The 10,375-nt window shown below is 71.5% G+C and carries 10 protein-coding genes and 1 pseudogene; 7 read left to right on the top strand and 4 right to left on the bottom strand.

Annotated elements, in window-relative coordinates; genetic code table 11:
- Nucleotides 1-113: 113 nt before the first annotated feature.
- The 3 genes and pseudogenes from ABNT58_RS12475 to ABNT58_RS12465 form a co-directional block, all read right to left on the bottom strand.
- Nucleotides 114-248 (bottom strand): annotated as a pseudogene (locus ABNT58_RS12475) (ABC transporter substrate-binding protein); the annotation flags it as partial.
- A gap of 25 nt (nucleotides 249-273) precedes the next feature.
- Nucleotides 274-708, bottom strand: coding sequence for an NUDIX hydrolase (locus ABNT58_RS12470; protein WP_348753798.1), 435 nt, complete (start codon nucleotides 706-708; stop codon nucleotides 274-276).
- Entirely contained in the window at nucleotides 705-1,682 is a 978-nt protein-coding gene (locus ABNT58_RS12465; RefSeq protein WP_348753797.1) for a LysR family transcriptional regulator, read from the bottom strand. Before ABNT58_RS12465 ends, ABNT58_RS12470 begins: the two co-directional genes overlap by 4 nt.
- Nucleotides 1,683-1,711: 29 nt before the next feature.
- Between ABNT58_RS12465 and ABNT58_RS12460 the strand changes: the two genes are divergently transcribed.
- Both ABNT58_RS12460 and ABNT58_RS12455 read left to right on the top strand, forming a co-directional pair.
- The gene (locus ABNT58_RS12460) at nucleotides 1,712-3,904 is read left to right on the top strand and encodes a hypothetical protein (protein ID WP_348753796.1); all 2,193 of its coding nucleotides are present in this window, start codon (nucleotides 1,712-1,714) and stop codon (nucleotides 3,902-3,904) included.
- A complete protein-coding gene (locus tag ABNT58_RS12455) occupies nucleotides 3,901-4,671 on the top strand; it encodes a hypothetical protein (RefSeq protein ID WP_348753795.1) in 771 nt (256 codons plus the stop codon). The genes ABNT58_RS12460 and ABNT58_RS12455 overlap by 4 nt, the downstream gene beginning before the upstream one ends.
- Before the next feature lie 15 nt (nucleotides 4,672-4,686).
- Here the strand turns inward: ABNT58_RS12455 and ABNT58_RS12450 are convergent, their stop codons facing one another.
- Nucleotides 4,687-5,178, bottom strand: a complete 492-nt coding sequence (locus ABNT58_RS12450; protein WP_348753794.1) for an HU family DNA-binding protein — start codon at nucleotides 5,176-5,178, stop codon at nucleotides 4,687-4,689.
- Between the two features lie 191 nt (nucleotides 5,179-5,369).
- Here ABNT58_RS12450 and ABNT58_RS12445 point away from each other — a divergent pair, with 191 nt between their 5' ends.
- The 5 genes from ABNT58_RS12445 to ABNT58_RS12425 all read left to right on the top strand — a co-directional run bounded on the left by ABNT58_RS12445 (nucleotide 5,370) and on the right by ABNT58_RS12425 (nucleotide 10,254).
- Nucleotides 5,370-8,207 carry an ATP-binding protein gene (locus ABNT58_RS12445; protein WP_348753793.1) on the top strand — a complete coding sequence of 946 codons (2,838 nt, stop codon included), beginning with the start codon at nucleotides 5,370-5,372 and terminating at the stop codon, nucleotides 8,205-8,207.
- A 53-nt stretch (nucleotides 8,208-8,260) separates the two neighbouring features.
- Nucleotides 8,261-8,500, top strand: a complete 240-nt coding sequence (locus ABNT58_RS12440; RefSeq protein ID WP_348753792.1) for a DUF4160 domain-containing protein — start codon at nucleotides 8,261-8,263, stop codon at nucleotides 8,498-8,500.
- Entirely contained in the window at nucleotides 8,487-8,906 is a 420-nt protein-coding gene (locus ABNT58_RS12435) for a DUF2442 domain-containing protein (protein WP_348753791.1), read from the top strand. Before ABNT58_RS12440 ends, ABNT58_RS12435 begins: the two co-directional genes overlap by 14 nt.
- Before the next feature lie 80 nt (nucleotides 8,907-8,986).
- Nucleotides 8,987-9,253 (top strand): DUF1289 domain-containing protein, encoded by a 267-nt coding sequence (locus ABNT58_RS12430; RefSeq protein ID WP_348753790.1) that lies wholly within the window; start codon nucleotides 8,987-8,989, stop codon nucleotides 9,251-9,253.
- Nucleotides 9,250-10,254 (top strand): 2-dehydro-3-deoxygalactonokinase, encoded by a 1,005-nt coding sequence (locus tag ABNT58_RS12425; RefSeq protein WP_348753789.1) that lies wholly within the window; start codon nucleotides 9,250-9,252, stop codon nucleotides 10,252-10,254. Before ABNT58_RS12430 ends, ABNT58_RS12425 begins: the two co-directional genes overlap by 4 nt.
- Nucleotides 10,255-10,375 lie beyond the last annotated feature (121 nt).

Here is a 10,375-nt window from a genome sequence, read left to right as displayed (position 1 = left end):
TGGCCGCGCGCGAGAAGGCGATGCGCGAAGGCAAGTTCAAGGTGCGCATCAACAACGCCGAGCCGCGCGGCAACGTGCGCTGAGGCTCAGGCCGCCGGGCTGCCGGCGCCTCGCATCGACTCGATGCCGCTGCCCTTGCGCGCCAACGTCAGCTGGTTGTTCAGGTCTTCGCGGATCACCGCGATGAAACGCACGTTGGCCTTCTGCCGCGCCGCGAAGGTGGCCGGAATCTCGCTGCCCGAGCCGAGGTGGCCGCGCGGCGGCCAGCCGGCTTCAGCCGGCCGCTGGCGCCAGGCCCAGCCGGGCCAGCAGCTTCAGCATCGCGGGGGCGCACAGCTGGGGCAGCTCCTGCGGCGCGGCCCAGCGCCAGGCGTCGACCTCGGGCGTCATCACGCCGGTGCGGTGGTGCGCAAAGAAGCTGGTGCAGGCGCAGCCCGACAGGTCGCAGCGGTCCATGGGCAGCCGGGTGCGAAACAGGTGCAGGTCCTTCTGCGGCCGGTAGGCCTGCAGGCCCAGGTCTTCCAGGTCGTCGGGCTGCAGCACCAGGCCGGTTTCTTCCAGCACCTCGCGCACGGCCGCCTGACGCGGGCTTTCGCCGGGCTCGGCACCGCCCTTGGGCAGGTCCCACCAGCGGCTGCCGGTGGCATGGGCCAGCAGCAGCCGGCCCTGGCCATCGTCGATCACGACGCCGTACGAGGTGGTCTTCATGGGCGGCGCTCCAGCGCGGCTAGCCAGGGGTCCACGTCCTGGCCGCCGAAGGCCTGGACCAGGTAGTCCAGCAGCGCGCGGGTGCGCACCGGCACATGCTTGCGCGTGGGAATGCAGGCCCACAGCGTGAGCGAGAACACCCGCCAGCCCGGCAGCACGTGCACCAGGCTGCCGTCCTTCAAGGCCTGCCCGGCGATGAAGGTGGGCAGCGCCGCAATGCCCAGGCCGGCCAGGGTGCTGGCGTGCTTGAGGTCGCTGTTGAGCGAGCGCAGCGGCGTCAGCGCCCAGTGCACCTGCACGCGGCCTGCGTCGTCGGCTTCGTCCGTGATCTCCCGCAGCGCGGGGGGCTCGTCGGTCACCGGCTGCAGGCCCAGGCGCTCGTAGGGGTCGTTCATCGGCCGCGTGAGCATGCGGTGGCTGGCCAGGTCGGCCGGCTGCTGCGGCGTGCCGTGGCGGGCCAGGTAGCCGGGCGATGCACACAGCACCACCTCGCTGCGCGCCAGGCGGCGGGCCACGAAGTCGCCCTCCAGCGGGTCGCGGCTCCACAGCACGGTGATGTCCTGGCTGTCGTCCATCTCGTCCGACAGGCCGGTGGCGCTGATCTCCACCGTGACCTGCGGAAAGCGGTCGTGAAAGCCCGGCAGCACCTGGGCCAGCTGGTGCACCGCAAAGGCCGGCGGGCAGCGCAGCCGCACCACGCCGCGTGGGTCGCGGTGGGCGCTGTGCACTTCGGCTTCGGCCGCTTCCACCTCGGCCAGGATGCCGCGGGCGCGCTCCACGTAGTGCTCGCCGATCTCGGTGAGCGACAGGTGCCGCGTGGTGCGGTGGATCAGGCGCGTGCCCAGCCGCGCTTCGAGTTCGGCCACCAGGCGGGTGACGCCGGCCGGCGCCATGTTCAGGGCCCGCGCCGCAGCGGCAAAGCTGCCTTCGTCGACGACACGCAGCAGCGTGCGCATGGCTTTGAGTTGGTCCATGCCTGCATTGTCGTGTTCTGATGACGGGCATGAGCCGTTCCTCCCGTCGCCGCGCCCCGCCCGGGCATCCTGCGTTCTCCTTGTCGCGCCGGGCGCTGCTGGCCGCCTTGCCCGCTGCGGCGCTGCCGGCGGTGGCGCTGCCCGCGGGCAACGGCCCAGCCCCGGCCTTCAGCACCCTGGCGCTGCGCAGCCCGGCCAGCCGCCGTGCGGCGCCCTTCATGGCCGGCGTGTGCCTGTGCCCCGGCGACGTGCCGGCCGGCCGCCAGCTGCAGCTGCTGTTGGCGGACGGCCGCCCCGCCGTTGCGCAGGCCACGGTGAAGAACCGCCACCCCGATGGTTCGGCGGCGTTCGCCATCGTGGCCGGGCATGCCGACGTGCAGGCCGGCCGGCCCACGCTGCTGCAGCTGGCCAGCGCCCCGCTACCGGCGCTTTCGCCGCCGCCGCTCACGCTGGCCGACCTGCAGCGCGGCGGCACGGTGGTGAGCATCGAGGCCGAAGGCTTCGGCACCGCCACCTGGCAAGGCGAAGGCTGGTTGCGCGGCGCCGAGCCGTGGGTCAGCGGGCCGCGCATGTCGTCGTGGATCTTCAGCCAGCCTGCGGGCACCGATGCGCACCTGATGCTGCGGCTGGAGCTGTGCCTGTATGCCAACGGCGAGGTGGAGGTGTTTCCGTACGTGGAAAACGGCTGGCTGCTGGTGCCCGGCCCCACGCACAAGCAAGCGCGCTTCGTGGTGCAGCTGGACGGCCGCACCTGCTTCGACCGCGTGGTGGGCCTGGGCCACCACACCCGCACGCCCCTGATCGACGGCCGTGCGATGAGCCACTGGAACGGGCCCGAGCCGCGTGTGGCGCCCAAGCAGGATCGCGCCTACCTCATCGCCACGCAGCGTGTGGTGCGGCCCGACCCCGGCACCCACTACGCGAGATGGACCGGCCTGGCCAACGCCAGCTACCAGCCGCTGCAGCGGGGCCTGTTTCGCACCGGCATGTACGGCGGTGGCCATTACGAAGGCATTGCGCCGCAACCCGGCTGGGAAGTGGCCTACCTGGTGTCGGATGATCCGCTGGCCTATGAATCGATGCTTCGCCAGGGCTGGTCCTGGGGCCGCTACGGCATCCATTACCGCGACGAGAAGACCGGCCGCCCGGTGGCCTTTTCCGAGCACCCGTTGACGCAGATGGCCGGCCCCGCACAAGGCCCCAGCCACTTCGCCGGGCTGGATACCTATGCCACGCTGCGCTACACGCCGGCCCCCACCGGCGACATGCCGGCCGGCGAAGACGAATACGCCATCACCCATTCGCCGGCGCCGCCGTATGGCGCCTACCTGGCCAGCGGCCGCCACTACCTGATGGAGCAGTGCCAGTTCCAGGCCACGGCCAACTACCTGGCCAAGGGCATGTCGCGCGAGCGCAGCGACGGCCTGTGCCTGTACGCGGTGCACCAGCTGCGCGGCACCGCCTGGTTCCTGCGCACGTTGTTCCTGGCCGCGGTGGCCACGCCCGACGACCATCCGCTCAAACGCGAGTTGCAGCATTCGGTCAAGGCCAACGTCGACTTCTACTGGCAGCGGGTGGTGGCCCAGCCCAACAACCCGTTCGGCACCGTGCCGCAGTGGGGCTCTGGGGTGTCGATCCAGACCTGGCAGCACGACTTCCTGGTGGCCAGCTGGGGCCTGGGCCTGGCGGCGCAGGCGGCCGGCGATGCGGCCACCCGCAGCCGCATGGCGCAGGTGTTCCAGTACCTGGCCAAGGGCACCATCGGCCGCCTGGGCGGCACCGGGCCCCATGAGTTCCTGTACGTGCACCAGACCGGCCAGCAGGCCGACCCACACGGGCCCGATGGCGATGCACCCATCATCGTGCCGTCACCGGCCGGGGTGGACCCGGCGACGGTGGACTTCGAGAAGGGCACCGGCCCCTGGTGCCGCGACTGGGGCGAGATCTTCCGCAACGCGGTGGGCTTTCCCAACCCGGGCGTGGCCGGGCCGCTGGCTTTCGGCTTCTACCCCGACCCGGGCAGCTTCTGGGCGCAGATGCACCTGGCGCTGGACGAATGCGACCGCCACCAGGCGCCCGGCACCGCCGAAGCGCTGGCCCGCCTGCGCGGGGCCGCCAACTTCGCCGAGCTGGGCGCGGCCATCCGCCAGCAAAAGCTGCTGGCCTGCTGCCGCAGCACGCTGGCGGTGCTGCCGACGCACCCGGCCCGGCCGGCCGCATGAAGTGCCGCCTGTGCCACCGGCCGCTGGAAGCGCTGGACCCGCAGCGCGGCCAGACGCTGTGCCGCCGCGCCGCCTGCCAGCAGCGCAACGAGGCGCAGCGCATCGAGGCCGAACGGCAGGCCATGACCGACGCCGGCCTGGCCGCCGCGCGCCAGCTGACGGGTGGCAGCCGCGTGGGTGAAGCGGTGTGGCTGCTGCCGTACCAGGCCACGCTGGTGCCCACGCGGCCTGATGAGCGCGAAGTGGTGCGTGAGGCCTGGCGGCAGGCCGCGATGGAGGCGGCCCGGCAGCTGGCCGCGGGCGCGGGCCCTGAAGAAGCGCAGGTCGACGATGCAACGGCCATGGCTGCCGCCGCTGCAGGCGCCGCCTTGTGCCGCCATTGCCAGGGCCGCTGCTGCACCGCAGGCCTTGGCGACCATGCCTTCCTGCACGACGGTGCGCTGCAGCGCTGGCTGCTGCGCCATCCCGGCCAGCCGCCCGAAGCGGCGGTACAAGCCTACCTGCAGGCCTTGCCGGCCGAGCATGTGCAGGGGTCGTGCCTGTTCCATGGCGCGCGGGGTTGCGCGCTGCCGCGGGAAGACCGCGGCGATACCTGCAATGCCTACGGCTGCCTGCCGTACCGCACGCTGGCAGAGGCGGTGACGCAGCAGCCGCCGCAGGCGGTGCTGGTGCTGCGCGCCAGAGGGGGCCGACTGGCGTCGGCCCAGGTCATTGCGCCCGATGGCAGCATGCAGTCGCTGCCGCCACCGGACACCCAGCCGGCGTGAGCCGGCTGCCGCACATTACAGCGCGGCGTCCTTGAGCTTCTTCAGCGAACGCACCTTCACCTTCACGGTGGCGGGCTTGGCTGCAAACACGCGCTCCTGCTTGGTGAAGGGGTCGATGCCGGTGCGCTTCTTCTTGGCCGGCACGGCCTGGGCGGTGACCTTCAGCAGGCCGGGCAGCGTGAATTCGCCCAGGCCCTTCTTGCTCAGCGAAGCGACCATGGTGGCTTCCAGCGCGGCCATCACGGCCTTGGCGGCCTTGGGGTCCACGGCGGCGGTGTCGGCCAGGTGGGCGATCAGGCTGGTCTTGTTGAAGGCCGTCTTGATGGGCTTCATCGCGCCGCCGGCGGCTGCCGCCTTCTTGGCGACGGGCGCCTTGGCGGGCGCTGCCTTCTTGGCGACAGGGGCGGCCTTCTTGGCAGCCGGCGCCTTCTTGGCGGCGACCTGGACCGGTGCCTTCTTGGCGGCAACGATCTTCTTGGCGGGCGTGGTCTTCTTGGCGGTAGCCATCGTGATGTTCTTTCGAGAGTATGAAAAAGCGCGATGCGCGCGGCCGCGATTCTAGGAACTGTGCCGAATGCTGCCGCGGCAGGCCGTTTGCTGCGCCTGCTGGCACCGTGCGCAAAGCTATCATGAGGGCATCCGCCCGCACCCCGGGCGGCTTCGCACTTGGCTAGACAAGCTGCAGGCCTGGCCCTGTCATGCCGCCGTTCCGCGGCTGCTGTCTGGCCCGCGAAGCGGGCAAGGAAGTCAGCATGGTGGAACATCCGGCAGCCACGCGTGGCCCACGTCATCGCTATCTGCAGTCGCGCCTGGGTCTCATCGTGCTGGCCGTGGCGCTGCCGCTGCGGGTGCTGCTGGCCCGCTCCATCCACGAGGCACGCGGCAAGGCCGAAGAACGCAGCTACGCCCTGCTCAAGCAGCGCGCCGACCAGGTGGCCAGCCGCGCCACCGACATGCTGGAAAAGGCCGAGCACCTGCTGAACTTCATCGCCAGCCGGCCACGGCTGCGCCTGCTCGACCAGGACGCCTGCACCACGCTCATGTCCGGCGTGGCAGGCGGTCATTCGGCCTACACCAACATCGGCCTGTTCGACGGCAGCGGCCGCGTGGTGTGCAGCTCCACCGTCAATCGCACCCGCACCCAGTTTGGCGACGAGGCCTGGTTCCGCAACGGCCTCCAGAGCGACGGTCCGTGGCTGAGCGACCCCATCCGCGGTCCGCTCAGCGGCCGCTGGGTGGTGTACATGACCACGCCGGTATACGGCGATGCCGGCCTCAAGGTGGGTCTGCTGGCGGTGTCCATCGACCTGCAGCCGCTGGTCGCGGCGATGGAACCGCTGGCGGCCGGGCCGGGCCATTCGGCCGTGCTGCGCAAGGACCGCAAGCTCTATGTGGTGCGCCAGCCCGAGCCGCAGCGCTGGATCGGCCAGCCGCTGCCGGCGGGCTTGCTGTCGCCTTCGCAGCTGGCCGGCGCACCGGTGCAGATGGCCGTGGGCGTGGACGGCACGCCGCGGGCCTTTGCCATCACCGCGTTGCCCAAGTTCGGCCTGGAAGCGGTGGCCGCCATGCCCGCCGCGCAGGTGTATGCCCAGGCCAATGCCGAAGCGCTGCGCGGCCTGGGCGCCGCGGCATTGGCCATCGGGCTGGGCCTGGGTGCCGCGGTGTTCGCCTCGCGGCGTGTGACCCGCGCGCTGAGCAGCGTGGCCGACACCGCACGCCGGCTGCAGGCCGGCGCCACCGACGTGCGGGCCGACGAGCAGCTGCCCGGCGAGTTCGGCGAGGTGGCCACCGAGTTCAACCGGCTGATGGACCGCAACAACGAGCGTGCCACGCAGCTGCTGCTGTCGCAGCGGCGGGCCGAGCGGTTGCGCCGCTTTTATGAAACCTTGTCGGCCACCGGCCAGGCCATCGCCCGCCAGGCCAGCCCGCAAGCCCTGTACGAAGCGGTGTGCCGCGCCTGCGAAGACACCGGCCTGGCGCAGCGGGCGCACATCGACCTGCGGCAAGGCGGTGGCGGCGCAGCGCTGCTGCCGGCGCCGGCGGGCCGGCGCGCCGAACGGGCCGGCCCTTCGCCAGCCGCCTGGGGCGGCCATGAGACGGCCATCGCCGCGCAGGCGCTGGCGCACCGGCGCGCGGTGACCGAGCAGGCGCCCGGCTGCCTGCCGGTGGCGGCGGTGCCGTTCTCGGTGGACGACGAGGTGGTGGGCGTGCTCACGCTGCTGGGCCCCGACCCGGACGCCTTCGAGGGCGACATGGCCACGCTGCTGTCCGAGCTGGGCCGCGAGATCTCCTTCGGGCTGGAGCTGGACCGCCACAAGCAGGCGCGTGCCGCGCTCACCGCCGCCGAGGCCGCCAATCGCGCCAAGACCACCTTCCTGTCGCATGTGAGCCATGAGCTGCGCACGCCGCTCAATGCGGTGCTGGGCTTTGCGCAGCTGGGCCGCGCCGCGCATGCCGAAGGGCGGCATGAGCCGGTGGAAGGCTACCTGGCCCATGTGCTGTCGGCCGGCGGCCAGCTGCGGTCCTTGATCGACGACCTGATGGACGTCTCGCGCATCGAGTCGGGCGAGATGTCCATCGAGATGGCCGACGTGGACGTGCTGGCCAAGATGGCCCACATCGCGCAGCTCCATGCGCCGCTGGCGGCCGAGCGCAACGTCAGCTTCCACACCGAGTTCGCGCCCGGCGACCGGCTGCCGATGCGGTCCGACCCGCTGCGCCTGCGCCAGGTGCTGATGAACCTGGTGAGCAACGCCATCAAGTACAACCGGCCCGGTGGCCACGTCACGCTGGATGCGCGGCGCGAAGGGCAGAACGTGCGGCTGCAGGTGCGCGACAACGGCCACGGCATGTCCGACAGCCAGCTCGACAAGCTGTTCCAGGCCTTCAACCGCATGGGCCGCGAGAAGACCTCGATCGAAGGCACGGGCATCGGCCTGTTCATCACCAAGCGCCTGGTGGAGCTGCTGGGCGGCAGCCTGCAGGTGCAAAGCCGTGAGGGCGTGGGCACCACCGTCACCGTCACGCTGCCCTACGTGGCGCCCACCGGCCCACGGGTGCCGGCGCCCCGGCCCGCGCTGGCCGAGGCGGCGCCGATGGCCGGCCGGGTGCTGTACATCGAGGACAACCCGGTCAATGCGATGCTGGTGCAGCACTTCTTCGCGGCGCATCCCCAGCTGGCGCTGGTGGTGGCCGATACCGGCGAGCAGGGCCTGGCCCAAGCGGCCGCGCTGCAACCCGACCTGGTGCTGCTGGACATGCAGCTGCCCGACCTGACCGGCCTTCAGGTGATGGCCCGGCTGCGCGCCGATGCCCGCACCGCCGGCCTGCGCGTGGTGGCGCTGTCGGCCAATGCGATGCCGCAGGACGTGGACGCCGCGCTGCAAGCCGGCGTGGAAGCCTACTGGGCCAAGCCCATCGACTTCGCCCAGCTGGGCGCCGGCGTGGCCCGCATCCTGGCCGAGGCACATGCCGCAGCCGGCCCCGACCTGGAGCTGCCGTTGCCGGCGGATGACTTGGGGGCAGCGCGGGGTTAAGCTGAAAGCTCCACTTTTACCCAACCGCTTGGGTTTTTGCTAGCATGCCAACTGTGCTTCGCATCGGCGGGCTGCGCGTGGTGATCTATCCGAACGATCATCGCCCCGCACATGTTCACGTGATGGGCAACGGCTGTGAGGCAGTATTCAAGCTGAATTGCCCCCACGGGCCACCGCAGTTGCGCGAGAACTTCGGTTTCACGCAAGGCGAACTCGGCCGCATACATGCGGCTTTGGCCAGCCAACTGGCGCTTTCGTGCGCCGAATGGAGCAGGATTCATGGCTATACGTGACGAAGAGGCGGTCGCAGCCAACGCGCGAGCTGCTGCGCGGTTGGCCAGGACGCCAACGGCCCTTTCGGCGCGGTACGACCGCCGCATCGGCCGCATCGTGATCGCGCTCAGCACCGGCGTGGACATTGCCTTCAAGCCGCAGAGTGCGCAGGGCTTGGAGATGGCGACCCCACGGGATCTGGCAGAGATCGAGGTGTCGCCCTCGGGGCTCGGTCTGCATGTTCCTGCGCTGGACGCAGACCTTTATCTGCCGGCGCTGCTTGACGGCTTTTTCGGCTCGCGCAAGTGGATGGCCGCCAGTCTGGGGCAGGCAGGAGGGCGCGCTTCGACGCAGGCCAAGGCCGCCGCCTCCAGGGCCAACGGCAAGCTGGGCGGGCGACCCAGGAAGGTCACCGAATCTGCCTGAGCCTGGGCTTCGGCCTGCGCAGGGCTTGACCCCGCCGCCGCGCCGGTCGCCCGGCTGGGTCACACTGGGCGCTCGTCCACTTGACCCGCCTGCCTGTGACCATCCTGCTCACCGCCAACCCCTGCGTGTCCGTCTGCAAGCTCGATGACGACGGCGTGTGCATCGGCTGCGGCCGCAGCCGCGCCGAGATGAAGGGCTGGAAGGCCATGGCGCCCGAGACCCGCCACGACATCAACATGCGGCTGCTGGCCACGCAGGACAAGCCGGTGCGCAAGCGCCTGATCAAGGCCCTGCGCAAAGACATCGGCAAGGACATCGGCAAAGACATCGGCAAGGACAAGCGATGAACGCACCCGCCACCCCGCAACAACCGCCCGCGCTGCTGGCGCTGGACTGGGGCACCTCCAACCTGCGGGCCTTCCTGCTGGCGGCCGATGGCACACCGCTGGCCGAACGCGGCAGTGCCCGTGGCATCCGCCAGCTGGCGCAGCCCGGGCCGGCCGGCTTCGAGCAGGCGCTTGCGGAGGTGGCCGGCGACTGGCTGCGCGACCAGCCCGGCCTGCCCATGGTGGCCTGCGGCATGGTGGGCAGCGCCCAGGGCTGGCAGGAGGCGCGCTACGTGGCCTGCCCGGCCGACGTGGCCACGCTGGCCGGCCAGGCGGTGGTCATCCGCACCGCGCATGGGCCGCTGCACGTCGCGCCGGGCCTGATCGACCGGCCCGCCGTGGGCGGCTCGCAGCCGCCCGACGTGATGCGCGGCGAAGAGATCCAGATCGCCGGCGCGCTGGCGCTGCAGCCCGCACTGGCCGAGCGCGCCTGCCTGCTGCTGCCCGGCACCCATGCCAAGTGGGCGCAGGTGCAACAAGGCCGGGTCACCGGTTTTCGCACCTTCATGACCGGCGAGCTGTATGCGCTGCTGCGCCGCCATTCGCTGCTCGGGCAGACCATGCCGGCCGAGGGCGAAGCCGGCACCGGCAGCGACGAAGCCGCGTTCAACGCCGGCCTGGCACGGGCCGGCCAGGCCGGGCCCGGCGACCTGGCGCACCAGCTGTTCGGCACCCGCACGCTGGGGCTCACCGGCCAGCTCACGCCGCAAGGCCAGGCCGATTACCTCTCGGGCCTGTTGATCGGGCACGAGCTGGTGGCCGGCCTGGCCGCCATCGCCGATGACCACCACGGCACGCCGCCGCTGGCGCTGATCGGCGACCCGGCGCTGCTGGCCCGTTACGCAGGCGCGCTGCGTGCCCTGGACCACGCACCGGCGGCCCTGCTGGGCAACACCGCGCCCCAGGGCCTGCACCAGTTTGCGCAGGCTGCCGGCCTGCTGACCCAAGGACTTGCCGCATGAGCCTCATCACTCCCCATCCCCATCCCCATCCCCAAGCCCATCTGCTGGCCCACCGCTTTGCGCAGGCGCAGCGCCTGCTGCCGCTGGTGGCCATCCTGCGCGGCCTGCAGCCGGCCGAAGC

This window comes from uncultured Aquincola sp., from assembly GCF_964001545.1.
Lineage (GTDB): Bacteria > Pseudomonadota > Gammaproteobacteria > Burkholderiales > Burkholderiaceae_C > Aquincola.
The sequence above is the reverse complement of the archived record's forward strand: the minus strand, read 5'-3'. Positions and strand labels throughout refer to the sequence as shown.

What these genes read in the sequence shown, in the direction of transcription:
- ABNT58_RS12470 (WP_348753798.1), bottom strand. Translation starts at nt 708, where the DNA reads ATGAAGACCACCTCGTACGGCGTCGTGATCGACGATGGCCAGGGCCGG.
- ABNT58_RS12465 (WP_348753797.1), bottom strand. Translation starts at nt 1,682, where the DNA reads ATGGACCAACTCAAAGCCATGCGCACGCTGCTGCGTGTCGTCGACGAA.
- ABNT58_RS12460 (WP_348753796.1), top strand. Translation starts at nt 1,712, where the DNA reads ATGAGCCGTTCCTCCCGTCGCCGCGCCCCGCCCGGGCATCCTGCGTTC.
- ABNT58_RS12455 (WP_348753795.1), top strand. Translation starts at nt 3,901, where the DNA reads ATGAAGTGCCGCCTGTGCCACCGGCCGCTGGAAGCGCTGGACCCGCAG.
- ABNT58_RS12450 (WP_348753794.1), bottom strand. Translation starts at nt 5,178, where the DNA reads ATGGCTACCGCCAAGAAGACCACGCCCGCCAAGAAGATCGTTGCCGCC.
- ABNT58_RS12445 (WP_348753793.1), top strand. Translation starts at nt 5,370, where the DNA reads ATGCCGCCGTTCCGCGGCTGCTGTCTGGCCCGCGAAGCGGGCAAGGAA.
- ABNT58_RS12435 (WP_348753791.1), top strand. Translation starts at nt 8,487, where the DNA reads ATGGCTATACGTGACGAAGAGGCGGTCGCAGCCAACGCGCGAGCTGCT.
- ABNT58_RS12425 (WP_348753789.1), top strand. Translation starts at nt 9,250, where the DNA reads ATGAACGCACCCGCCACCCCGCAACAACCGCCCGCGCTGCTGGCGCTG.